At 40.5% G+C, this 26,273-nt stretch carries 23 protein-coding genes; 5 read left to right on the top strand and 18 right to left on the bottom strand.

The annotated features are described in order from the left end of the window. Window positions 1-5: 5 nt before the first annotated feature. The 4 genes from M2448_RS05655 to lon form a co-directional block, all read right to left on the bottom strand. Window positions 6-191: a hypothetical protein gene (locus M2448_RS05655; protein WP_280645477.1), complete on the bottom strand. Its 186-nt coding sequence runs from the start codon at window positions 189-191 to the stop codon at window positions 6-8. Window positions 192-202: 11 nt separating this feature from the next. Next, complete coding sequence (locus M2448_RS05650) at window positions 203-529, bottom strand: hypothetical protein (RefSeq protein WP_280645478.1); 327 nt, start codon at window positions 527-529, stop codon at window positions 203-205. A 1-nt stretch (window position 530) separates the two neighbouring features. Further along, window positions 531-1,127 carry an RDD family protein gene (locus tag M2448_RS05645; RefSeq protein WP_280645479.1) on the bottom strand — a complete coding sequence of 199 codons (597 nt, stop codon included), beginning with the start codon at window positions 1,125-1,127 and terminating at the stop codon, window positions 531-533. A gap of 410 nt (window positions 1,128-1,537) precedes the next feature. Then, a complete protein-coding gene (lon, locus tag M2448_RS05640; protein ID WP_280645480.1) occupies window positions 1,538-4,030 on the bottom strand; it encodes an endopeptidase La in 2,493 nt (830 codons plus the stop codon). A gap of 181 nt (window positions 4,031-4,211) precedes the next feature. Between lon and M2448_RS05635 the strand changes: the two genes are divergently transcribed. Then, window positions 4,212-4,931: a methyltransferase gene (locus M2448_RS05635; protein WP_280645481.1), complete on the top strand. Its 720-nt coding sequence runs from the start codon at window positions 4,212-4,214 to the stop codon at window positions 4,929-4,931. 265 nt (window positions 4,932-5,196) lie between these two features. On the opposite strand, the gene M2448_RS05630 is transcribed toward M2448_RS05635, so the two are convergent. The 3 genes from M2448_RS05630 to panC are packed head-to-tail and all read right to left on the bottom strand — an operon-like array spanning window position 5,197 to window position 7,797. After that, complete coding sequence (locus tag M2448_RS05630; RefSeq protein ID WP_280645482.1) at window positions 5,197-6,552, bottom strand: MATE family efflux transporter; 1,356 nt, start codon at window positions 6,550-6,552, stop codon at window positions 5,197-5,199. Between the two features lie 21 nt (window positions 6,553-6,573). Continuing rightward, window positions 6,574-6,927 (bottom strand): aspartate 1-decarboxylase, encoded by a 354-nt coding sequence (panD, locus tag M2448_RS05625; RefSeq protein ID WP_280645483.1) that lies wholly within the window; start codon window positions 6,925-6,927, stop codon window positions 6,574-6,576. Between the two features lie 18 nt (window positions 6,928-6,945). Beyond that, window positions 6,946-7,797 carry a pantoate--beta-alanine ligase gene (panC, locus tag M2448_RS05620; protein WP_280645484.1) on the bottom strand — a complete coding sequence of 284 codons (852 nt, stop codon included), beginning with the start codon at window positions 7,795-7,797 and terminating at the stop codon, window positions 6,946-6,948. Window positions 7,798-8,032: 235 nt separating this feature from the next. Here panC and M2448_RS05615 point away from each other — a divergent pair, with 235 nt between their 5' ends. The 3 genes from M2448_RS05615 (at window position 8,033) to M2448_RS05605 (ending at window position 11,270) form a co-directional block, all read left to right on the top strand. Beyond that, window positions 8,033-8,839, top strand: a complete 807-nt coding sequence (locus M2448_RS05615) for a glycogen/starch synthase (protein WP_280645485.1) — start codon at window positions 8,033-8,035, stop codon at window positions 8,837-8,839. Between the two features lie 97 nt (window positions 8,840-8,936). Further along, window positions 8,937-10,328: a DUF4270 domain-containing protein gene (locus M2448_RS05610; RefSeq protein WP_280645486.1), complete on the top strand. Its 1,392-nt coding sequence runs from the start codon at window positions 8,937-8,939 to the stop codon at window positions 10,326-10,328. Window positions 10,329-10,622: 294 nt separating this feature from the next. Next, window positions 10,623-11,270, top strand: a complete 648-nt coding sequence (locus tag M2448_RS05605) for a LysE family transporter (protein ID WP_280645487.1) — start codon at window positions 10,623-10,625, stop codon at window positions 11,268-11,270. 5 nt (window positions 11,271-11,275) lie between these two features. On the opposite strand, the gene M2448_RS05600 is transcribed toward M2448_RS05605, so the two are convergent. From M2448_RS05600 to M2448_RS05590, 3 genes are all read right to left on the bottom strand, one after another. Continuing rightward, window positions 11,276-12,670: a DUF6056 family protein gene (locus tag M2448_RS05600; protein ID WP_280645488.1), complete on the bottom strand. Its 1,395-nt coding sequence runs from the start codon at window positions 12,668-12,670 to the stop codon at window positions 11,276-11,278. An 89-nt stretch (window positions 12,671-12,759) separates the two neighbouring features. Further along, entirely contained in the window at window positions 12,760-13,722 is a 963-nt protein-coding gene (locus M2448_RS05595) for a glycosyltransferase (RefSeq protein WP_280645489.1), read from the bottom strand. A 201-nt stretch (window positions 13,723-13,923) separates the two neighbouring features. Continuing rightward, complete coding sequence (locus M2448_RS05590) at window positions 13,924-14,571, bottom strand: phBC6A51 family helix-turn-helix protein (RefSeq protein WP_280645490.1); 648 nt, start codon at window positions 14,569-14,571, stop codon at window positions 13,924-13,926. A 132-nt stretch (window positions 14,572-14,703) separates the two neighbouring features. Here M2448_RS05590 and M2448_RS05585 point away from each other — a divergent pair, with 132 nt between their 5' ends. Next, complete coding sequence (locus M2448_RS05585) at window positions 14,704-15,723, top strand: hypothetical protein (RefSeq protein ID WP_280645491.1); 1,020 nt, start codon at window positions 14,704-14,706, stop codon at window positions 15,721-15,723. Window positions 15,724-15,805: 82 nt separating this feature from the next. On the opposite strand, the gene asnS is transcribed toward M2448_RS05585, so the two are convergent. The 8 genes from asnS to M2448_RS05545 all read right to left on the bottom strand — a co-directional run bounded on the left by asnS (window position 15,806) and on the right by M2448_RS05545 (window position 26,227). After that, complete coding sequence (asnS, locus tag M2448_RS05580) at window positions 15,806-17,203, bottom strand: asparagine--tRNA ligase (RefSeq protein ID WP_280645492.1); 1,398 nt, start codon at window positions 17,201-17,203, stop codon at window positions 15,806-15,808. 159 nt (window positions 17,204-17,362) lie between these two features. Further along, window positions 17,363-18,682: a pseudouridine synthase gene (locus M2448_RS05575; RefSeq protein WP_280645493.1), complete on the bottom strand. Its 1,320-nt coding sequence runs from the start codon at window positions 18,680-18,682 to the stop codon at window positions 17,363-17,365. A gap of 69 nt (window positions 18,683-18,751) precedes the next feature. Continuing rightward, the gene (gene purB / locus M2448_RS05570) at window positions 18,752-20,095 is read right to left on the bottom strand and encodes an adenylosuccinate lyase (protein ID WP_280645494.1); all 1,344 of its coding nucleotides are present in this window, start codon (window positions 20,093-20,095) and stop codon (window positions 18,752-18,754) included. Between the two features lie 132 nt (window positions 20,096-20,227). Continuing rightward, complete coding sequence (locus M2448_RS05565; protein ID WP_280645495.1) at window positions 20,228-21,346, bottom strand: DegT/DnrJ/EryC1/StrS family aminotransferase; 1,119 nt, start codon at window positions 21,344-21,346, stop codon at window positions 20,228-20,230. 40 nt (window positions 21,347-21,386) lie between these two features. After that, entirely contained in the window at window positions 21,387-23,045 is a 1,659-nt protein-coding gene (gene recN / locus M2448_RS05560; protein ID WP_280645496.1) for a DNA repair protein RecN, read from the bottom strand. Window positions 23,046-23,081: 36 nt separating this feature from the next. After that, window positions 23,082-24,287, bottom strand: coding sequence for a metallophosphoesterase (locus M2448_RS05555; RefSeq protein WP_280645497.1), 1,206 nt, complete (start codon window positions 24,285-24,287; stop codon window positions 23,082-23,084). Continuing rightward, a complete protein-coding gene (locus tag M2448_RS05550; RefSeq protein WP_280645498.1) occupies window positions 24,288-25,424 on the bottom strand; it encodes a metallophosphoesterase in 1,137 nt (378 codons plus the stop codon). It abuts the gene before it with no gap. A gap of 116 nt (window positions 25,425-25,540) precedes the next feature. Then, window positions 25,541-26,227, bottom strand: a complete 687-nt coding sequence (locus tag M2448_RS05545; RefSeq protein ID WP_280645499.1) for a zinc metallopeptidase — start codon at window positions 26,225-26,227, stop codon at window positions 25,541-25,543. Window positions 26,228-26,273: the final 46 nt, after the last annotated feature.

Below are 26,273 nucleotides of genomic sequence, written 5' to 3'. Positions count from 1 at the left end.
CATTCTTATTTGTCTTTAAAGCGACTGATTTTCTGTTTCCAGAAAAGGGAATTGGCAAACAAAGCTGCATCCGGCAAACCATTGCTAAGAGCTTTGACTGTAAAGTCTTTCAGACGGAATGCTTCACCGATGCCGGCATCATATTCCATCTCATAATCGGTCAGATTCCATACTTCTTTGCTAAATTCCATAATATTGCCTTTTACCATCTGTTTTTCATTGTCTTCAATGTATCATTTTCAAAAATAAGAACCGTTCGCTTCAATTCTATGGTATCAGTAGCGAAATCCATATATTCAAAATAGGGATGGGTCTTCAACTCTGCTTCTATTTCGGCTTTATCCATATCGGTCTTGTTGACAATATGAATAATCGTTTCCAGATCAGCGTCTGCCCTATCATAATCATCATTTAGATACATTAATGTAACACTCTGGTCTATGACTGCATAGACTGCATACATTAAGGAGCAAGTGGCAATAATGAGAAAAGTCAGACAAATCCAAAAGGCAGTTTTCCATTTATTCATATTACGTAATATCTATATCCTTATCAGCTTTTATTACTTTCGTACGAGACAGCCTGTCATGCAGTCCGTTCCTTGAAAAAAGGAACGAAATAGCATCGAATGGTGTAATAAGCCTCAATAGTGTTCTGACAAAGATATCGGCAGAAGTAGGTTTCTCTCCCTCTGTACTTACAACCTTTGTCTTTGTAAGCATCTTACCCGGTGTTTTTTGATATTTAGTCTCAAAAAATACATAATAAAGGATGAATGTTCCGAATAACACGATATACCCGATAAATATTTGACCACCTTCATTTGCATTCAGAGGAAAAGTCAAAATAAAAGCAATAACAAGCCATATTAAAGAATCTATCAGAAAATTCACCAAGCGTATTCCCGAACCTACCATATCAGTATTCAATTGTATAATTTTTTTCATTTGCTCAATTAGACTTTGAGCTATATCCTCAATGTCTACATCTGAAATATTTCGCTTCTTCAATTCATTTTTGGCCGCATCTAATGCCAGAGGCTGATAGTTATCCCGCTCTATTGTAATGATTCTGACTAGTTCTTTATCTGTTCTTAACGACATTTCTTTCTCAAATCTGTTTTCCATAGTGTAATATTCTTTTATTATGTAGGCGATGCCAACGGAATATGCATTAGTATAATCAATAATAATATTGTTAGAAGTATAGCAATTAATACACTCGCCACATATATCCAAAATTCCCGTTTGGTATTGCCTACCGGAAATATTTTAAGCAGTATCTTCCTTACTACAAGTGCTAATAAGGGGGCACCGACAATGAAGAGAATAATTGCAACAATTATAAAGAGAAAAGCAAAACCAATCATTGCCTGAAGTAGTATCATTTCGTAAGTATTATTAATGTTTGTATTATATACTCATAGATTATAGCCATACTATTGTATCTGCATAATAACAAAGGCTAAATGTATGAATTAAAATAAAAAAGTGCAAGTCTGAAAACCTGCACTTCCCTATTCATTTATAAGTGATCCTTAATTCGCTTTTGCTTTTTCCTTCTTTTCCTCTTTCACGTTCAGGTCGAGCGGATGTTTTACCTTCTCCTTGAGCAAAGCTATATCGAGCACCTGCCTTATATCATCCACATAGTGGAAAGTTAGCCCTTTCAGATAAAGCGGTTTCACCTCGTCTATATCTTTTTTATTCTCTTTGCAAAGGATAATCTCCTTAATTCCAGCTCGTTTAGCAGCCAGTATTTTCTCGCGGATACCTCCTACCGGAAGCACCTTTCCACGCAGGGTGATCTCCCCTGTCATTGCAAGGTTTGCTTTTACCTTACGCTGCGTAAGAGCCGATGCTATGGAAGTTATCATCGTGATACCCGCCGATGGCCCATCTTTAGGGATAGCTCCTTCGGGTACATGCACATGTACATTCCAGTTTTCAAACACCTTTTCGTCAATACCCAGCAGGTTATCGTGAGAATGCAGGTATTCGAGTGCCAGTACGGCCGATTCCTTCATCACATCACCCAAATTACCTGTAAGGGTAAGCTTACCACCTTTTCCTTTGCTCAGCGAGGTTTCTATAAACAATATCTCTCCGCCTACCGATGTCCATGCCAAGCCTGTAACCACTCCGGCATATTCGTTGCCCTGATACTGGTCCCGGCTATACTCCGTTGCACCCAGATATTCGTGCAGGTCTTTTGGCTCTATCACCTTATTGTAATCCTCTTCGGATGCTACTTTGCGGGCTACCTTGCGCATTATCTTGGCTATCTTTTTATCCAGTTCGCGCACACCCGATTCGCGGGTATAGTTTTCAACGATTTTTTCGAGTGTCTTTTTCGAAATTTCTATTACATCTTTTTTCAGACCATGATTTTCCAATTGCTTCGGTATCAGGTGGCGATGTGCTATCTCTACCTTTTCCTCGATAATGTAACCGCTTACGTCTATCAACTCCATACGGTCGAGCAATGGCTGCGAAATGGTGGAAAGATTGTTTGCAGTAGCTATGAACATCACTTTCGACAGGTCGTAGTCTATATTCAGATAATTATCGTGAAAAGCTGAGTTCTGTTCAGGGTCGAGCACTTCTAATAAAGCGGAAGACGGATCGCCCTTAAAATCGTTTCCGATCTTATCTATTTCATCGAGTACAAATACGGGGTTTGACGATCCGGCTTTCAGTATATTCTGAATAATGCGCCCAGGCATAGCTCCAATATATGTACGGCGGTGTCCTCGAATCTCAGATTCATCGTGCAAACCACCGAACGATACACGCACATAATTGCGGTTCAATGCTTTTGCGATAGATTTACCTAGAGATGTTTTACCAACTCCCGGAGGACCGTAAAGACAAATGATCGGCGATTTGAGGTCACCTTTCAGTTTCAATACTGCAAGATGCTCTACAATGCGCTCTTTCACTTTTTCCAATCCGAAATGATCCTGATCGAGCACTTTCTGTGCATTTTTCAGATTGAAGTTATCTTTTGTGTACTCGCCCCAAGGCAGGTCGAGCAAAGTCTCTATATAGGTGTACTGCGTAGAATAATCGGGTGACTGCGGATGCAGGCGTTCGAGCTTGCTTAACTCTTTGCCGAAAGTCTCAGCCACTTCTTTGCTCCATTTCTTTTTGGCAGCACGTTCCTTAAATTCGTCTACATCAGCTTGCTGTGGATTACCGCCCAGTTCGTCCTGAATGGTTTTGATCTGCTGCTGAAGGAAATACTCTTTTTGCTGCTGATTGAGCTCCTCGCGGGTTCTCATCTGTATGTTCAGCTTCATTTCCATCATCTGCGTTTCGCGGTTGAGAATGACAAGCAGGCGATATGCGCGTTCCTTATCATCATCTATTTCCAGTAATGTCTGTTTTTCGGCTCCCGACACAGGCAGATTGGCACAACAGTAGTTCACCAATACCGGCGACACAATGTCCGATTTCAGCCGCTGAATAAATTCTTTCGGCGGTTCTCCGTACATACGCAGCATCTGTATCATCAGATCGCGGATAGAATCAAGGAGGGCTTTATATTCTGTATCGGTCTTCAATACCGGCACAGTCTCTTTTATCTCGAAACGCCCCTTCATGTACGGTTCATTCTGTGTCAGTTCTGTCAGGCGAAAGCGTTTCTTTCCCTGAAAGATAACTGTCACATTATCATCATCAGGCAGCTCTATGACACGTATTATCTCACCGATAACTCCCATCGGGTACAGGTCGCCTACTTCAGGATCATCATTTTCTGCGTCCTTTTGGCAGATAAGTCCTACATATTTGCCTCTTTGGCGGTTTACAGCTTTTATCAGCTTCAGGGATTTTTTGCGGGCTACCGAAATCGGCATGCTCGTTCCGGGAAAAATAACCGTATTGCGCAAAGGCAAAATGGCCAGTTCTTCTTTCAGGTCTTTTTCGTTTATATAGCAATCTCCGTCATCGAAGTCGTTGGCAATGATCGAAATAACGGGTTCTCTGCCTTCTTCGATACCGAGTAAATCTCTTTTTCTATTGAACATATTGTATATTTTTGCTTTTTCGGGTTGTTCCCTTTACAATATAAAGGGCTGTAAAAATACAGAATAATAACTAACTTTGCTTTAATATATAACAAAAGTTGTGCCATAAAAGGATTGACTTTATAATTTAAAAATCAAATTTCAGGTATTTATACAAATTTGATTCTGACATCGAAACATTATGCCGAACCCTTATTTCCGTTTCAAACAGTTTACCGTCTATCACGACCGTTGCGCCATGAAGGTAGGAACAGACGGGGTGCTGCTGGGGGCATGGTGTGATGTGCAGGATGCTGTATCTGCCCTCGATGTGGGTACAGGAACGGGGCTGATCGCATTGATGCTGGCTCAACGAAACCCCAGTTTGAAAATAAATGCTATAGATATTGAGGAAAATGCCGTAATACAGGCTTGTGAGAATATAGACAGGTTTCCTCTAGCCGGAGGCATCAACTGCTTTTGTCTGTCTCTACAAGATTTTGCAGAGCAAATACATCTGACAAAAAAATATGATCTGATTGTCTCCAATCCTCCATATTTCGAACAATCTCTGAAATCTCCCAATCGGGGCAGGACACTGGCACGCCATACGGACACACTGCCGATAAACGAATTGTTATCAACTTCGACAAAACTACTGAGCGATAAGGGCAAGCTATCTGTTATTTATCCGTATGAATATAAAGATACTTTATTGAAGCTGAGCGAAGAAAATCAACTGTATATATCACGCTTTACAAACGTGCACCCTACCCCTACCTCTGCACCGAAACGTATATTGGCAGAACTGACAAAACAGGCTGCACCGTTAATCGAAACTGATCTGGTTATAGAAAAGGAAAGGCATGTGTATTCGGATGGATTCACTGCACTAGTAAAGGATTTTTATTTGAAATTGTAAAGGAAAAATAATTAAATAAAACGATGAAATACATTTTTATTCTACTGACGACTATACTATTACTCTTCCCAAACAAAATACAGCCACAGACATCGGAAGAAAATTACTTCTAATCCGGCGAGTGTCATTCTGTGTATCAATATCGCTGACGACGAATGGTATTTTATGCCTTACCGTCCGAAGCTATACCCTTACATGCACCTGCTGATGCCGAAAGAAGCTGCTGAAGAATTATTGAAAGAAGAATAAAAATCTGTAATAATTGTCAGATCTTCTTATCCTGCCATTTGGCATATCTGAGATACAGGAATGAAAACAGCAACAGACTGCCCCAATAGACGTACTCTACTGTCCAGCACAGAGCTACCGGTGCTTGTTTGTATATCACTATCCAGTACATATAACCGACATACAGCACAAGAGTCACCATTTCGAGCATCAGTGCAGCTCGGGTATTACCGGTACCGGATATTGAATTGAACACCACTGTACTCAGGCTACAGACAGGCAGGGCAAAGACAACGACAAGCAACGGCCCCACCGATTCGGGAATCAGCGACAGGTCTTCGTGCGAAGCTATCAATGATATCCAAAATTCAGCTCCTAATCCTGTAACCAACATGACTATGACAATGACGCTCAGGCTGAGGGTACATATACGTTTTATAAGAGGTATTACGTCTTTCACATTGCCTGCTCCCATCGTATTTCCCACCAGTGTATTTGCAGTGGTAGCCAGTGCATTCATGGGGATAAAGAAGAGCATGTAGAAGTTGCGGACAATATTGGTTATCGCCAGTGCCCTCGCCGAATGCTGTTCGACCGCCATAAAGAATATAAACCATGTAGACATGGATATAAGATACTGCACCATAGTGAATGATGAGATACTGAGTATGTTCTTTATGATGGATATCTTGAAACGCATACGGGTGAAGCCGTATTTCTTCAGATCGACAGTCTTAAAGGTATAGATAACGAAGAACAGTACAGAGGCTATCTCTGATATAACGGCAGCCATACCTGCTCCTGCAATACCGAGTTCGGGGAAGCCGAAGTTTCCGAATATAAGTACATAGTCGCCTATGAAGTTGACTACAGCCATCACAATGGCATTCATTGTCAGCACAGGGGTACGGGCTATACCTACATAGAACGCTCTGAACATGACATTGATAGAGGCGAAGAAGAAACCGAATATACGCCACGACAGGTAGGAATCGACAGCCTCGTAAACGGCTTGCGACTCCATAAAGTTGGGCAATACATGTCTCAGCATCAATGACGAACCTGAGAACAAGACGAGGGCCAGCACCTCGAGGAATATAACTCCCTGTATGACAATGCTGCCGATGCGTTTATAGTCCTGTTCTCCGTTGCGGCGGCTAATCATAATCTGCCCTCCGATACTGAATCCGAAACAGAGGGTGAAGAAGGCTATATAGTAGATACCCGCCAGACCGGAAGCACTCTGCTCTACCTCGCCTACCTGACCGAGAAAGACAGTTGCTGTGATCTGAACGATATTCTGAGCCAATAACCCCAGCATAATAGGGATACTGACTTTCCATATATCTTTATATGAGTAGCCTTTAGCTGTTAGCTGTACGCTGTTAGCCATAACGAAAAATGAAATCTGGTTTTACTTGATCAACTTATTGGTCTTAGTGTCGGGGAATACAACCCATGGTTTGAAAGCCTTAGCTTCTTCAAAGTCCATATGGGCAAACGACATTATAATAACAATATCTCCGGGTTGCACTCTGCGCGCAGCGGCTCCGTTGAGGCAGATGGCTCCCGATCCGCGTTTACCTTTTATCACATAGGTTTCGAGACGTTCACCATTGTTATTATTGACTATCTGGACTTTTTCACCTTCAATCAGGTTAGCAGCATCCATCAAGTCTTCGTCTATCGTGATACTTCCTATATAGTTCAAGTTGGCTTCGGTTACCGTAACACGATGTAACTTCGATTTTACAACTTCTATGATCATATCGCTTGTTCCTAAAGTTTAGCTGTTTGCTTTATATATAATATTATCTATCAATCGTACATCTCCACAAAATACGGCTATGCACCCCACTATATAACCGGGCTGGTCCCAGTCTACAATCGACTGTAACGTGTAGCCATCCACTATTTCGTAATACTCTACATCCAATCCATCGAACGCATTGATGCTATCGGTCACCTTCTTTATTGTCTCGGCCACCGTAGAGGTTTCCATCCACTGACGGCTCTCGAACAATATACGGGATATATTAGCTGCTGTATCTCTCTGCTCTACGCTCAGGCGTTCATTGCGGCTGCTCATTGCCAGCCCGCTCGCTTCTCTTACTATCGGCATCGGCACGATTAGTACAGATAGACTTAGCTGCTTTACCATTGCACGTATAATTGCAAGTTGCTGAAAGTCTTTTTCGCCAAAATATGCCCTGTCTGGTTTTACAATATCGAACAATCGGCTCACTACCTGCGCCACTCCATTAAAGTGTCCCGGACGGTGCAGTCCTTCCATTACTTTATCTATCTGCCCGAAATCGAATTGTCGGGTATCGGGTTCAGGATAAATCTCTTCTTCAGTCGGAGCAAAAACAATATCAGCCCCCGCAGCCTGTAAATATTGGCTGTCGCGCTCTAACGTACGGGGATATTTTTTCAGATCTTCTTTATTGTTGAACTGGGTAGGATTAACAAAGATGCTTACAACACACACATCGTTATCGGCAATACACTGTTTTACCAAAGAAAGATGACCTTCGTGCAAAGCACCCATTGTAGGAACAAATCCGACAGTCTTTCCCTGTGAGCGTAAAGAAGATAGCAAATTTTGCAGCTCTTTTGTTATTTTTATTATATTCATTTATCTATATAATGAAAACGGATACAAAGCAAGTAAATATTTACGGAACAACGAAACAATCGGTTCTTTTTGTTTCAAATTTTAACGCATAATTATCCATAAAATTTGCAGAAACCCTTTAAAACAAAGAAATACTACATTTTGTGATCCAAAGTTTGCAAAAAAGAAGATTTTTTTTTATTATCTTTGTAGTTTGAAATTGTATGTAGAGGATAAACATGAGGATACGAAATAAATGAGTACAAAAAAAGTTTTATACATTACACAGGAGATTACTCCTTATTTACCTGATTCACCGATTGCAACTAACTGTAGATACTTACCACAAGCTATACAAGAGAAAGGTCAAGAGATAAGGACATTCATGCCGAAGTTCGGGAGCATCAACGAAAGAAGAAACCAACTGCACGAAGTAATCCGTCTTTCGGGAATGAATCTTATTATAGATGACACAGATCATCCGCTTATTATTAAAGTGGCTTCTATACAGGCAGCCAGAATGCAGATATACTTTATCGACAACGATGATTACTTCCAACGCAAGCATACTGTAGCCAATGATGAAGGCGTTGAGTTCAGCGACAATGATGAACGCAGTATCTTTTATGTACGCGGGGTATTGGAAACTATAAAGAAGTTAAGATGGATTCCCGATGTGATAGATTGTCATGGATGGATGACGGCGCTGACCGGTTTATATATTAAAACAGCATATGCTGATGATCCGTGCTTTAAAAACTCAAAAATAGTATATTCTTTATATAACGACGACTTTAAGCAGCCATTCAATAATAATTTTATCGATAAACTTAAGTTTGACGGAATAAAAGACAAAGATATTTCTGACCTGAAAGGTGTTGTGGATTACGAAACACTTTCTAACTTTGCGATCAAATATGCTGATGGAATTATTCAGAGCGAAAGCGAGGTGAATAAAAACGTTCTCGATTATGCGAATAAATCAGGGAAAGACTTCCTTTCTTATCAGGGAGATGTAGAATCTTCCATAGAAGCCATCAATAATTTTTACGAGAATCTTTAAAGTATCTAAAATAAATCTATAAAAATGCTGTTATATTTTCTGTAAACAGCATTTTTATAGATATTTGAGACCCTAATTGACTTAATAAGTAAATTGAATGAAATTTAAAGCTTTATCCTCCTTAGCAATCGCCCTGTCTGCAATTATTTTTATAGCATGTAATGATGACATCGATTCTATCGGTAGTAGTATACAACCCGATGGGGATGGTATATTTGTCGGCACAGATACTCTTACGGTAACAGCCGAAACCATATCTTTCAGAGATTCGGTATATGCACGCACAATATACAGTATGCTGGGTGAGTATATAGACCCTGTATTCGGTAAGGTGAAATCAGAATACATGTGCGAATTCTTTATGATGGATACAATCAAAGCTTTTCAGGAGAATGTAGTATCAATAGATTCCGTTATCATGGAAACAGGATTTTCCACCTTCACAGGTGACTCTATATCTCCAATGGGGGTAGCAGTCTATGAAGTAACATCTCCGCTTAAACCATTCTTCTTCACAAGTGTAGATCCAAAGAATTACTGCGATATGAGCATATTGCTGGGGCAAAGTATTTTCTCTATACAGAATCTGCCTGATACTGCATTTAGTTCTTCTTACCGCACAAAGAGAATTCTCACAAAAGTAGGTATAGAAAAGGGTCAAACTATCTATAACGAATGGAAAAACAATAGAGAAACCTTTAAGAATCCGGATAATTTCAAAGAATTCTTTAAAGGTGTATATGTTACCTCTACTTTCGGGTCTGGTAGCATGATCAATGTGGACTATAACGAGTTTAATGTATATTACACATATAACGTTAGGAATACGGCAAACACAGCCGATTCCGCTGTAAGGGGGCTGTTCAGCCTGCCTGTTACACCTGAAGTAATTCAGATGAACAGCATAAAAAACACCCTGCCTGAAGACCTCTTTACAAGTAATGCTACAAAAACTTATATGAAAACTCCGGCAGGAGTATATACAAAATTAGTTCTGCCATTAAACGATATTGTCAACAAAGCAGGTAAGGGAAGAACTCTCAACTCGGCAAACCTGAAGATCAAAGGATTTACCGAAGAGGAAGAGAAACTCAATATAACGAGACCTACTTATGTATTACTACTCAACAAAGACTCTTTGGAGAACTTCTTCTATAAATCCAAGAAACCGGATAACATAACCAGTTTTGTAATAAAGAGAACAACATCGGCTTCATCTACAACACCTATCAATACATACGATCTGGGAAATATAGCGACTATCATAAATCACTATGCCGATTACTATAAAGATAGAGAAACGCTTCCGGATCTGGAATATCTGATGATACCGGTTACAGTGAAAACTACGACTAATTCCTCCACCGGAGCAGAATCGTACTCATACATATATAATATCATGAGCCAGACATCAGCTATATTGAGGACTGATCCTGATAATATGAAGTTCTCTATTATTTACAGTAAATACAACAATAATAAAGAATAGATACTGAAAAAGCGTCAGACAATAAAATAAGATACACAGCACGGATACTTTCTTAGAAAAGATTCGTGCTGTATTTATTTCAGATACTGCACTATCGCTGCTGAAAATAAACTCAATATAATTAACAAAGGAGAGTTGTTAGATTAAAAATGTTTAACAACTCTCACCCTTTTGGCTTATAGTGTGCATATTTTTGATATTTTGATACTATCTTTGTACTTATAAGCTGTCTCGTTCCGCTATGAACTCAGGCTTTACATAGAATAAAGGAATGACTGCTGTAAATATGAGTTGATGGTATATATCATTATAAAAGGACTATTTATTGGTTTTTTATCTTCTGCCCCAATGGGTCCGGTAGGTATGCTATGCGTACAACGCACCCTAAACGAAGGGCGGAGGAACGGACTAATTACCGGATTAGGTGCTGTAGCAGGAGATATGATTATTGCATTATTGGCAATTATCGCCGCCTTAGGACTGGGATTCAGCAATGAATCTATACAGCAACACGAAGGACCGTTGAAAGTAGTAGGTAGTATAGTCCTTATCGTTTTCGGATATTTTGTATTCAACAAAAACCCTTCCAAAAACCTCGCTAAACTGAATGAAAAGACAATGTCATACTGGAAGGTCTTCGCTTCCTCTCTGATACTCACCATCTCCAATATAGCGACTCTTTTCCTCTATATTGCACTCTTTGCGCGCTTCAATGTAATAGATGCTGACAAACCTTTCGGATACGATCTGATTACTATATTCTTTATCGGATTGGGAGCTTTACTGTGGTGGCTGCTAATTACTTTCATTGTGAATAAGCTACGTACCCGATTCAATCCGCGCGGACTACAGATATTTAATCAGATTATAGGCTTACTACTTATCGGCTTGGGTATTGCAGGAATTATCACAGGCACACTCATGGGAATAGACTTCTTCTGATAAATTTATTTCAGTTTGATTCTTATGCCATAATAACGACTCATAGATTCCTCAGCAAAAGGATCTTCGCCATGTATATATTGCCCGCCATGGAAACGCTCAAACTCGCATGAATCTCCGCCTTCTTTTTTCACCTGCTCTATCACAGACTTACGCTCTTGCACAATATTACGGTATGTCTTGATTTCTTTTGTAGCCATATAAACAGTAAACAAAAGACAAACCGATCCTACCATAATAATCGTTGATCTTACTTGCTGCAAAAGGCGATACTTAAAATCGGTATTATATAATAATATCCCGGCTCCGATTACCAGATAGGTAACTACACCAAATAGTGCCCTACGCGGAAAAGAAGGGGAAAGTACCATAGCATATACGGCTGCCACTCCTGCAATAGAGTATATGAAGCTCAATTTCAGCTTCTCCCTTTTCCTATCACCATCCTCCTCTTTCGGAAAATGATAGTACAGGATAGTAACAATCAGACTAACAAGTATAAACGGGCCTGCATGATAAAAGAAAGTCAGCGTGCAATTAAATAAACGGTAGCCGAGAATAAACAGACTCAATGAACCAGCCTCTCCTGCCCTTTCAAAATTACCCGGTGCCAGAATCATTATAGCAAAGCCGATAATACTACCCAACAAACCAACATATGACCAGACAGGAGCTTTCCATGCCTTAGAACGATAATAGAGCAGGAACAGTATGATGATCAGTATCATTCCTCCCGATGTATTTTCGTTAGACCAACCGGCAATAACCCCGAGTATGAAAAGCCCTACCGATGCCACCAACTGCTTTATAGGCGACAAGTGGCTACCGTCATACAGACGAAAAGGTAACAAAAGTAACAGAATAAAAAATGTACCCCAAAGATAATTTGCTGATCCTGTTACCCAAAGTATTGTATCGCCGAATACGGGCTGGAAAAACCAGATTGCCATATTGACGATTAGGAATAACGAGATACTGCCTTCACCCTTACCTTTGATGTGATAATAGATAAGAAATACATATCCCATATAGACCGATGCATTCAGTATATCGGACATATACGATGGTAGTATGAGTAATACCTGCGCTACAAAATGCACGACACTGCGTCCGCCCCACAGGAAATAGTGGTTTACCTGTGACTGAATAATGTCTCCAAGCGACTCTACAGGTTGTGTTTCACCATAGACATACAAGTAGACATAATCATCCGAAACAAAGGGAGTAAGGATATTTAAAAGTAACAGAACCAAGAAACAGGACAAAACCAGAAAGCTCCACAACACAGGCCTCCGGCGGAAATTACCATCCTCTCCGAACATAGTGTTCACCTTATTGTAAAGCTTATGAACCAATACCAATACTTTGTCAAATATGTCTGTTTTTTCTACATCTGCCATAAAGCAACAAAGATAGTATATTTTCTGTCAGTTTTTCGAACACTTATGTTTCACAAGTCATATTTTCTATACAGATAATAAATACAGATTTAATCGAATATCCCAATCGCATAACGGATAAACCTCAATTTAGCACTCATTCTTAACCCTTTATCATTCAAATATACTTTCAGGTATTTTTTAATATCACGTTGTATTCTGCTCAGAAGCTCTTGCTTTTTCTTATCACAATAATCCAGCTCCTTAATCCCTTTGACTATCCTCTTCGCAAAAAGAGCTTTCATTGCGATTGTACGGGAAGCCAGTTCGGTATACCCTTTCGATTGGAAGAAAGAATATCTGTCATTGCAAATATCATTATAATCGAACTGCTTTTTAATTATATATTCAGAATTTACAGTATTCGTAATACTGCCCTCACGCATCACATAATAATATAAGACCTGCGACGTAATCGTCACTTTACGTGCTCTATCGTATATATATGCAAAAGCATACTCATCCTCGTGCAGAATTCCTGCCGGCAGAGAAATATCCTTCCATAGACTGACTTTCGACAACCTATTCCAGAGTATAACATTAGCCGGATAAAAACCCTCGTTATACAAATTCTGCAAACATTCATATCCGGTATACTCTCCATCTATAGCTTTCGGCTGACGATCATCGAGTAAATTACCCGACTCGTTCACAACCTGATAGTTGCATTGAACAATATCAGAATCAGTTACTGTTAGCAGATTATACAAGTTTAAGAAAAAATCATGGTCAATATAATCGTCACTGTCTACAAACGATATATAATCACCTGTAGCATTAGCCAAACCAACATTACGTACCTCAGCCAACCCTCTGTTTGGTTGATGAAAAACTTTTATACGCCCATCTTTCCGCGCATATTCATCGCACAAAGCACCCGACATATCCGTACTGCCATCATTTATCAACAATATCTCCAGATTGGTATAACTCTGACACAAAATACTATCAAGACATTTCGGCAAATATCTTTCAACATTATACACAGGTACAATTACACTGATAAGTTCCATAATAGATAATCCCTTATTCTATACAGAGAAGATAATAATTACAATTAATGTTTTTTAAGCTTTTAAAAAGACAACTTCCTCTGTATCATATAAAAGAGTATAAGTTTATCTTTTCAGTCAATCATAAGAAACAAAGATAATACATTTCAAACTATGCTACTACAGAATCCGGGACTTCTGCATGAAAAGGTTACCTATCTGCTATGCAATCTGCAATCTACTCTCCGATAACATTTTTACTTTGCCTCTGATCTTACAGGCTGTTGTCTTTTTCTGCTTATTATTCTTCGCCACTTTAGAAGATGTCACTTCCTGTACGTCTTCATCTACTACTATAATAGATTCTGTTACCGGATTAATATCCTCTGCCACTACCCTGTCTGCCGCCTGTTCTTTACTTACCGCTTGCGGTTGCTTTTTCTCTGTTTCAACCTTATCTGCTTTTTCTACAGACTGAGCTTGTTCCATCGCTTTGCGCTTATCTTCCCTGTCGAGGATCATCTTTATAGTACGCAGATCGGGCAAATATTCTTTCGTACAGATAACCCGCGATTTCAATATCAGTTTAGACGGGTTATTCTCATCGGGTACATAGATATACTTTTCTTCGGTCAGCATACCGCCTTCGAGACGTCTTCTGATCGTAGAATGCGCCATCGACAGCAAGGTATCTCTTCGGTGCCTCATCGCATCTTCTATTGCGGTGCTGAATTCGGGTTTACTATCCTGCCAACTGTAGAATGTTTTCCTGCTGATGCCAAGAGCCTTACATACTTCTGTTATAGAATAAAATTTGTCCACGAGTAGTTCTACTATCTTTTCTGTTAATTCGTCACTGTACTTTGCCATAATTTTCAGGGATTAAGTTTATACTTTTCGCATATAGATAAACCTGTCTGAATTTTATACAGTTTTTAACAAAAAAAATAATAACTTCGGTCACTATAACCTTTATATCGAATAGGCTTAAATAGTAAAATGATGAAACACTTAATTGCTATAATTGCTCTTCTGTCCACCTTGTCATCCTTTGCTCAAAACGGTTTGAAGGAAGGTAATTTATTTCTATTACAAAAAGACAACAAGACTATTTCCATCAATGGTTTCGAACAAGAAAAGATAATAGAGAAAGGAACTCTTGAAATAAACTCCAAATCCATCTATGAAACTGACAGGCAACACACAGTAGCAATTTTAGATACGGCTACAAATCATCTGACAATCCACGATATACATTCACAGCAGAAATCAGAGATACCCTTGCCTTACAATATTGAGGCTAAGTGTATACTGGTAAATAAAGACAATGTATTTATTGGCGGGATAATAGGAAGAGAAGCCCTTATTCAGTATAATATTCGATCTAAAAAGTGGTATTCACTCGATATTCCGGTAGAACTGATATTTCCGGGTAAGGCTGTAGACGATATTCTTATTAAAGACAGTTTGCTTATTGCCATAGATAATATTGTTCTGCCTAAGTACGCTCTATTCTATAAACTCAACGCAGCAGAAAAATACTCTTTTTCCCACCTCACCGAACTGAAGTCTAATGGAGCTTATGAAAACATTCATCAAGGACGGATAACGGATAAGTATTTTGGTCTTCTTTCCGATACTTATAGTGGGTACGTAGGAGCATCTTGGTACATAACCATATATGATGGTCTCCATTTAAAGAACAGTTTTTGTATAGGTTTTAATGAACAGAATAAGAAAAAGACATTTTTCAATGATTTCGTTATTATCAATGATAACATTATCATCGCCACAAAAGAAAAAGGTTTGGGTGTTCTTAGTATTAAAAAATCCTACTTTAAAGAGAAAGATGAGGATGGTCTTGAAAACTTTAATACAAGAATTAATCCGTCTCTTATCAACTATATAGGCTATAATAATAAAAACATTATAAAACTGACCATTATACCCAACACAAATAAAGTAGTATTAACCATAAAGAACAGAAGCGGAGGACTAAGCCATAAGATTGTTCAGATATAGTTATCATATAAAGAATTTCTAACAACAAAAACGCAGCAAGGTACCCCCTGCTGCGCTTCTATCTATTTTACTATTTAAAACTTTAAAATTCGGCGTTGTTAGGTGTACGCGGAAACGGAATCACATCGCGTATATTTGCCATACCTGTAATGAACAATATCAGTCGCTCGAATCCGAGACCAAAACCGGCATGCGGCGCTGTTCCGAATTTACGCGTTTCCATATACCACCAGATAGGATCGGTGTTCATATTCAGTTCTTTCGTACGCTGTACCAGCTTATCATAATCGGCTTCACGTTCCGAACCTCCGATAATCTCTCCGATCTTAGGGAAAAGCACATCCATACCACGCACAGTCTTTCCGTCCTCGTTCTGTTTCATATAGAACGACTTGATCTCTTTCGGATAATCCGTCAGTATAACAGGACGCTTGAAATGCTTCTCTACGAGATAGCGTTCGTGTTCCGACTGGAGGTCGGCTCCCCAATAAACAGGGAATTCGAACTTCTGACCGCTTTTTTCCAGTATCTCTACCCCTTCGGTATATGTAAGGCGTACAAAATCGTTCGCTATCACAAAGTTGAGACGTTCTACCAGTTCCTTATCGAAATGCTCGTTCAGGAATTCAATATCATCTTTACAATGCTCCAGAGCATAACGGATCAGGTACTTAAGGAAATCCTCAGCCAGATCCATATTGTCGTGGATATCATAGAATGCAACTTCCGGCTCTATCATCCAAAACTCGGCAAGGTGGCGCGGTGTATTTGAATTTTCGGCACGAAAAGTAGGTCCAAAGGTATAAATAGCACCAAGAGCCATAGCCCCTAGTTCACCCTCCAGCTGTCCCGATACAGTAAGATTTGTCTGACCTCCGAAAAAGTCTTCCGAATAATCTACCTGCCCCTGCTCAGTACGCGGCACATTATTGAAATCCAGCGTAGTCACCTGAAACATAGACCCTGCACCTTCGGCATCCGAAGCTGTAACAATCGGCGTATGGAAGTAGAAAAATCCGTTGTCGTTGAAATATTTATGAATAGCATACGACATATGGTGACGTATACGGAATATGGCGCCAAATGTATTTGTACGCGGACGCAGATAGGCTATCTCCCTCAAAAATTCGAGCGAATGTCCTTTTTTCTGCAAAGGATATGTCAGCGGATCGGCTGTACCGTATATTTCGATCTTATCAGCCTGTATTTCTGCATTCTGACCTTTTCCCTGCGATTCTACAAGCGTTCCGGTTACATGAATACAAGCTCCTGTTGTAATCGGTTTAAAAAAATCTTCACCAAACTTTTCCACATCGGCTACAACCTGTAGATTATGAATCGTAGACCCATCATTCAGATGGATAAAATTTACATATTTATTACCACGAATGGTACGCACCCATCCCTTAACATCTACTACCGAGCCATACTTTGGCTCCTTAAACAAGTCTACAATTTTTGTTCTACGAATACTTTCCATTTTTTTACTAATTAAAATGTGGTTGTTAACCTTTCCCTTAAGGATTAATATGTAGCTTTTTATTAAATATACCTCGTTGCTTCTGACAACGAGGTATTCTATTTATGATTATATTTCTGTCAAAAACGAATGACAAAGGTAGTAAAATTCTTTAAAACCTTACTCAAAAGCTCCCATACGAAGCATGTTTACTTCTTTTTCTGTCAGATAACGCCATTTTCCTCTCAGTACATTCTTCTTGGTAAGACCTGCAAAATATACACGATCGAGTTTTACCACCTGATAACCGAGCTTCTCAAATATGCGGCGTACGATACGGTTACGTCCCGAGTGAATTTCTATACCCACTACATTCAGTACATCTTCTGCCTGATATGCAATAGAGTCGGCATGTATTTCACCATCATCGAGTTCTATACCGTCGGCTATAGCCTGCATATCTTCGATAGCGACATCGCGATCGAGTGTTACCTGATAGATTTTTTTCTTCTTAAACTTAGGGTGCATCAGCTTCGAAGCCAGATCACCGTCATTTGTCAGCAACAGAACACCTGTAGTATTCCTATCGAGACGACCTACCGGATAGATGCGCTCAGGACAGGCATTCTTTACCAGATCCATCACCGTCAAACGATTTTGAGGATCGTCTGATGTAGTTACACAATTTTTCGGTTTGTTGAGAAGCACATAAACTTTGCTTTCCAGACGTACCGGCTGATCCTGGAATGTAACCAGATCGCCACGCGTAACTTTTGCTCCTAGTTGGTCTACTACAACTCCGTTTACCTTCACCACGCCCGATGTAATATACGCATCGGCCTCACGACGCGAACAAACTCCGGCATTTGCCAGATATTTGTTAAGTCTGAGCGGTGTATTCGGGTCTATATTCTCTTTATATTTTACCGGCTTTACCAGTCTTTTTATACCATCGTTAGGCCTGCCGCCTCCGCGTTGTTGATAGCCTCCACCGCCTCCGCGTTGTTGATAGCCTCCGCCACCACCACGTTGCTGGTAGCCTCCGCCGTCACTCTGGCGTTGTTGATAGCCCCCTCCGCCTCCGCGTTGTTGGTAACCACCACCTTGACGTTGCTGATAGCCTCCACCCGAACGGCGGTCATTGTCACGATTTCCGTATGAAGAGCGTCCGTCACCACCTGAATATCCATCTCTGTTTCCATATCCTCCTCTGTTTCCGCCCGAACGATTATCGTTATACGAGCGACGATCATCTCCGCCATCATATCCGTATGATTGCCTTGAGGGGCGATCGTTATATGAAGATCCCGACTGTCTGTCGTCATTTGATCTGTAAGGGTTCCTTTCGCGTGATCCTCGCTCAGGAGTATCATAGGCTTGCTTTCGCAGATCACCTACACGTACTCTTTTCTTTTTCACAGGTTCATTCCCGTTCTTGTTCTCTTCTGATGATGAGAAGCCCTCCCGGCTTTCTCTATCATTTCCGTTTTCTGTCACCATTTTTGTTTCGTTTTAAAAGTAAAATATACACTTGCTTGTTTTAATAACCTCACGGTTAATGTTTTTAATTTATACACCTGTATAAGAATGAGGTGTAATCTTTTTCAATTCATTTTTCACGGTTTCACTTACGTCCAACCCCTCAATAAAATCTGCAATCGATTCTGCGGTTATACTATTGTTGGTGCGGGTAAGTGCCTTTAACGCTTCATAAGGTTTTGGGTAACCTTCGCGGCGTAGAATAGTCTGAATACCTTCAGCTACCACTGCCCAGCAGTTTTCCAAATCGTTAAATAATGCGTCATGATTTAATAATAATTTGTCCAGTCCTTTTAATGTACTCTGTATTGCTATCACGATATGTCCTACAGGTACTCCTATATTACGTAAGACGGTAGAGTCCGTCAGGTCTCTTTGCAAACGCGACACCGGCAGTTTCGATGCCAGATGCTCCAGTATGGCGTTTGCTATTCCCAGATTTCCTTCTGCATTTTCAAAATCGATAGGGTTCACCTTATGCGGCATCGCCGACGACCCTATTTCTCCTTCCTTTATTTTTTGTTTAAAATATTCCATCGATATGTATTGCCAGAAATCCCTGTTCATATCGATCATTATAGTATCTATACGTTTAAGTGCGTCAAATATTGCAGCCAGATTATCATAATTGGATATCTGGGTAGTCCATTCCTCTCTTACCAGACCGAGTTTTTCCGACACAAACTTGTTTCCAAAAGCCTTCCAGTCATATTCAGGATAGGCTATCTGGTGTGCATTATAATTTCCTGTTGCTCCTCCGAACTTTGCTGACAATGGAACTGATTTCAACAGTTGCAACTGCCCTTCGAGACGGCTGGCAAATACCATAATCTCTTTTCCGAGACGGGTAGGCGATGCAGGCTGACCATGTGTCTTTGCCAACATAGCTATATCCTTCCATTCTTCGGCCTGGCTTTTCAGTTTAGCTACCAGTTCTTCCACCATCGGATAATATATATCGTTCAGCGCATCCTTCAATGAGAGCGGAATAGATGTATTGTTTATATCCTGTGATGTAAGTCCGAAATGAATAAATTCCTTATATTGTTGTAATCCCAGCTCGTCAAACTTCTCTTTAATAAAATATTCTACGGCTTTTACATCATGGTTTGTTACTTTCTCCGTATCCTTTATCTGTAGAGCATCCTGCTCCGAAAAGCTGCTAACGATCTTTCTCAGATCTGCAAAAACGGCTCTATCTATATCTTGTAACTGAGGCAATGGCAATTCGCACAAAGCAATGAAGTATTCTATCTCAACTAATACGCGATATTTTATGAGCGCATATTCGGAAAAATAACAGGCTAGCTTTTCAGTTTTATTTCGATAACGTCCATCTATCGGCGAAATGGATGTTAAGGGTGTCAGTGTCATTATAATGCAAGAGATTTTGTGTTTTTAATAATTCAAATTTACTTTCGATATCACTATTTACTCATTTGTAATACAAAGATATAACAAATATCATATCAGAAGTGTTTTTCAGAGCCGTAAAATATCTTTTTTTTAGTGTTTTTTAGTGTTATTTGCCCATCCGTTCAAAACTTGCACAATCTGCTGTTGTTCACCCTCCGTCAGTGACGGATATAAGGGTATGCTCAACACTTCATTTTGCAGCTGCCCTGCAACAGGCAAACTATGGTGATTCAGCTCGGCATAAGCTTGCTGTTTGTGTACAGCAACAGGATAATGTATCTGTGTGTGAATACCATTTTCAAGCAAATAGGAGCATAATATTTCGCGCGCGCTGCTACGTATTACAAACAGATGAAAAACATGGCTATCCCAATCAACTATTTCGGGCAGTATCAGTGAATCATTCTTAATATTGTCCAGATAAAAACGGGCTATCTTACGGCGACGGGTATTATCATCTTCCAGATATTTTAGTCTTACTGACAAAACTGCTGCCTGCATTTCGTCAAGACGCGAGTTCAATCCTTTATATTTATGCTTATATTTTTGGGTAGAGCCATAATTGGATAAACTCCGGACTACCTCTGCCAAAGCATTATCGTCAGTAGTTACGGCTCCTGCATCACCCAAGCTTCCCAGATTCTTTATCGGGTAGAAACTGAATGCGGCAGCATCGCCTAACGCTCCGGCTTTCTTATTATCATAAACTGCACCATGTGCCTGAGCGGCATCTTCTATCAGTTTAAGGCTGTATTTACTGGCAATCTGTTTTAATTCATTCATAGCAGCTACCTGCCCGTATAGATGTACGGCAATAATAGCTTTCGTTTTTGGTGTAATCTGCTTTTCTACCGATATGGGATCAATATTAAAAGTCTGAATGTCGCAATCGGCAGGAACAGGCTTCAATCCGCTCTGCGACACAGCCAGTGCAGTAGCAATAAACGTATTTGCAGGAATAATAACTTCATCGCCTTCCTGCATTACTCCCAATTCCATATATGCCATCAGTATCAGCCGAAGGGCATCGAGCCCGTTACCTACGCCGATACAATGCCCTGCTCCGCAATAGGCGGCAAAGTCAGCCTCAAAGCGTTTCTTCTCTTCTCCCAGAATATACCATCCCGAATCGACAACACGCAGAACAGCCTGCTTTATTTCGGAAGCATGGCGTTCATTTTCTCGTTTCAGATCTAGGAAAGGAATCATTATGAATGATGAATTATTAACTATGAATGATGTACAATTATTAGAATCCCAACATCACTTTTGCATTCTGTATGGCAGCATCAGTCACTGTGGATCCGCTCAACATACGCGCTATCTCATCGAGACGCTCAGCATCCGACAAGCGGTCGAGATGAGTCGTTGTAGCTGTTTCGCTATCCGACTTATATACTTTATATTGCGTCCTGCCTTTTGCGGCTATCTGCGGCAAATGGGTAATGGCTATTACCTGCATCTCCTTCCCGAAATCGAGCATTATCTGCCCCATCTTATCGGCGATCTCTCCCGAAACTCCGGTGTCTATCTCATCGAAGATGATCGAAGGCAGTGCAGTAGCTCCTGCGATCATAGACTTGAGGCAAAGCATCAGGCGCGAAATCTCTCCGCCGGAAGCGATATCAGCCACCGGCTGCAAAGGGACATTCTTATTGGCTGAAAACAAGAATAACAAATCATCAATACCGTATATATTCGGTTCTGCTTTCGATGTAAGTTCCGCCTTGAAACGTATATTCGGCATACCCAGATATGCAACCCTTTCGACAAGTCCTTTTTCAAAGTCGGGAATTATCGACTTACGGCTGTCACTTAACTTCTTGGCCAATGACAACAGTTTGTCGTGCTTCTCGCTAACGGCTTTTTCGAGGGCTTCAACCTGCTGATCGGATGAATCTATATTCTCTAATTTCTGTTCTATTTCTTTATATAAGCTCAACAATTCACTGACAGTAGACACATGGTGCTTTTTCTGTAAGGAATAGATCGTATCGAGACGTAACTGGATAAATTCGAGACGCTCGGGGCTAAATTCCACATCATTTGCCATTCTGTCCATTTCGGCAGTCAGGTCTTTCATGTCTATATATGCCGTTTCGATGCGTTGAGCTACTTCTTCGGCTTTGGCATATACCCTGATCAGAGATTGCGCTGTATTCAGGCTCTCTTTCAGTTCTGACACAACTCCTCTTTCATCATCCGACAGTAGAGCATGAATCCTGTGTAGCGAGGACTTTATATCTTCGGCATGATTAAGCAATTCCTGTTCGCCTTCCAGTTCTTCCTGCTCGTTTTCCTGCAAAGCGGCATCGTGTAAAGCCTCGAATTGAAAGCGCAAATAATCTTCTTCTTCCTTGCTCTTTTTCACAAGTTCACGAAGCTCTTCCAATTCCTTCTCTGCTTCTTTGTATTGATTAAAGGCGTGTTGATATTCTTTCAGCAGTTCTTTATTACCTGCCAGCGCATCAATTACCTGCATCTGGAAACGGCTGTCACTCAGCAACAGATTCTGATGCTGCGAATGTATATCTATCAATTGGCTGCCCAGTTCTTTCAGATCGTTAAGTCCTGCCGGCGAATCGTTGATAAAAGCACGCGATTTTCCGGTCGATAGTATTTCCCTGCGTAGAATATAGCTATGAGGATCATATTCTATGCCTTTCTCTTCACAGAAAGCTTTCAGATCATAAGCCGACACATCGAAAGTACCTTCTATCACACATTTATTTTCGCCCTGCTTGATGGCTTTTATATCGGCACGCTGCCCGAGTATAAGCGACAAAGCACCCAGAATAATGGATTTCCCCGCTCCGGTTTCACCCGTTATAACGGAAAAACCCGGCTCAAAATCAATTTCGAGGCTGTCTATCAGCGCATAGTTCTTTATATATAACGATTTTAGCATAGCTAAGATATCTCAGATCTTTTTTATTACTTACAATCAGTTTGACTGGGTAAAGGTAACATTTAAAACGACAATTTCAGAAATTGTACCTATACGAAATTGCGGACCTGCGAGTCCTAAACCCGAAGATACATAGATGTGTGTGTTATCTTTTTTCTTATACCCGAATGGAAGTTCGTACATAAATCTCAACTTCTTATCTTCAGGGATAATGCCAGTATTGTAAATAGTCGAACCAATAGCCATAATTGTATTGTTAGGGAAAAATTGTCCGTAGTGGGTATGCCCATAAACGGCAATGTCTGCACCCGCTTCCGATTCTTCATTCAGTCGATGCGGTTCGTGATTCATCACGATCACAGGCTTATCTTTATCCACATCCCGCATGATTTCAGCCAACGACTTTCGTGTCAGACACTTATCGTCTTCACGCCCTACCAGATAAAAGGAATTAGCGACCAGAACAGTCGTATCACGAAGTACTGTAAACCCTGCCTTCTGACTAAGCCACAATATTTTTTCGTCTTTCGCTTCATCCAGTTGTATATATTCGTGATTTCCCGTAGAAGCATAAACACCATAAGGCGCTTTCAGCCGCAGAAACTCCGTCTCCATACGTTGCTCGTACAACGACCGGACATCGTAGTCGATGATATCGCCAACCAACAGGATAATATCAGGTTTCTGTTCCATGATCTTATCCACATACATTGATATCATATTCTTATCAATCAGGTATCCGGCATGTATATCGGTAGCAACAACTATCCGCAGATTTTTCAAACTGGAGGCATCTTTATTTACAGTCAGATTCATTTCGGTAACTACCGGATTGTAGAAACGATAACTGCCATAAGACATTACTCCGATGACCAGCAACAAGGCTGAGCAAAAATAGATCAGCTTAGGCTTACGGGTTTGCAGATCGAGTGATTTCGGCAATATTTTTTTCTTTTTATCTATATACCTTACCAGATCGTAGATCAGTAACAGGACAGTCATATATATGGCAAAAATCATCCATGTAGTTCCTACCCATGCCAGATCGTGCAAGGCTTCGAATCCGAGAAGTCCCGAGCTGGATGTGAAGAATCCGACGAAATAAATAGCCAATTCGATAATAAAAATAGCAGAATAGGGAATCTTTATAAGCTTCTTATCGGGCAATGCCTGCCATCCTCGCCAGTATATATAAAGGCTGAGCAGTACCTGAATGATGATGGCATTTAAGAAGACTCTCATTTATTTATTCACGTCTATTACAACATATTCCGACTGTGTACCGATACGGAATTTCCCGCCCCAGATACCAATGCCCGAACTCACATATATGTTTGTATTTCCTTTTTTGATAAAACCATGATCTTTTTCATACATCCACCCTGTAATCAGAGATATAGGCCAGACCTGCCCTTTGTGGGTATGCCCCGAGATTTGTAAGTCGATACTATTTTCTTCTGCTTCTTCCAGCCCGAAAGGCTGATGGTCGAGCAGGATAACAGGCTTAGAGTTGTCCAGACCTGCGACAAGCTCTTTCAGCGGTTTGCGGTTCGGATTCGATTTATCGTCTCTGCCCACTACATAGATACAGCTATCAACCTCTACCACCGAATCACGCAACAAATGTACGCCTGTTTTTTCAATAAAGTTCAGACTTTCCTTCAATCCGCTTATGTATTCATGATTACCCGGACAGGCATATATACCCATCGGAGCTTTTATTTTATGAAAGCTTTCGGCGAAGTTTCCTTCGTTCAGCGGATGTACGCTATTGTCGATAATATCGCCTGCAATGAGTACAATATCGGGGTGCTCTGCATTTATCAGGTCAATCCATCCCTCAAACTCTTTCTTTCCTATACCGTAACCCAGATGCAGGTCGCTGATGGCAACGATGCGAAGAGGTTTAATATTGGTCGAATCACCAATCGTTTTCTCTATTCTGATAGGAACTTCCACTCTTACCTTCCAGCGATATTTGAGATAACCGCATACCATGACTAATGCAACGAAGCCGACCATAAGCCCTAAGCCTACCCAGTTGTCTTTAGTATAACGGGTAATGGCATCGCTCGGCATAAAGTGCAGCAGGCGGTTGCTAAGTCCGAACAAGTCTTTTACTGCCATTATAATAAAGAAATACAGCAGGATAAAAAACCATGCCGTACCGATCTTATAAAGTACAGATGTAAGCCACACAGGCATAACATCGCCGGCAATAAAAGAGATAAAGAAAGAGGAAACCGCAATAACGGCAAAAGCAATCAGGCTCACACGCCCGATTGTAGTAGGTGGCATGGCTATCCATACATGATGGAATACATAAAAGTTTACTAGTAAGTAAAGTATAAAGACGATTATAATCATTATCGGTTTCATTCAGATTTTTTCAAACATACCGTATTTCGGAAGATACAAAGATAAGCAATCCTGATTATCCGGAATGAAAAAGAGCAGCCCATAAGAAGCTACCCTTTTATTTATTCCTTTATTTTTTAGTTATTACGTCTGCCGCTAAGAGCGATCATTATATAGTAGATCAGTGTCACCAGTGAGCTGATTGCAGCTACCACATAGGTATATGCAGCCCATTTGAGAGCATCTTTTGCTTTATCGTGGTTGTTGACATTTGTTATACCTGCTGTATCCAACCATGCTAAAGCCCTCTGACTGGCATTTATCTCTACAGGAAGGGTTATAAAGCTAAAGATCGTAGTCAGTGCAAACAGCCCGATACCAATCCATATAAGAGACGGAAAGCTATTAATCATGACAATACCAGCCATAAGCACCCACATCACCCATTTGGATGCAAAACTTACTACCGGAACCAGAGCCGAACGCATCTTCAACGGCCCGTAAGCATAAGCATGCTGTACAGCGTGTCCGCACTCGTGGGCAGCAACGGCAGCAGCAGCCACACTATTGCTGGCATAAACGCCTTCGCTAAGATTCACTGTTTTGTTTGACGGATTATAATGGTCTGTAAGCATTCCCTGTGTGGAAGTCACCTGCACATCGTAAATACCATTATCGTGCAACATTTTTTCAGCTACATCGCGTCCAGTCATACCACTATCGAGTGGAATCTGCGAATATTTTTTAAATTTGCTTTGCAGAGTTTGTGAAACGATCATCCCCACTACTCCGATAACAATCAGTAAAATCCAACCTATAAACATATCTTTTGTATTAAAGGGTTATTCCTATTATATCTAACAGATAAAT

It is taken from the genome of Dysgonomonas sp. PF1-14, from assembly GCF_029892965.1.
In the GTDB taxonomy this organism is placed as follows: domain Bacteria; phylum Bacteroidota; class Bacteroidia; order Bacteroidales; family Dysgonomonadaceae; genus Dysgonomonas.
This window is presented reverse-complemented; position numbering and strand designations above follow the sequence as displayed.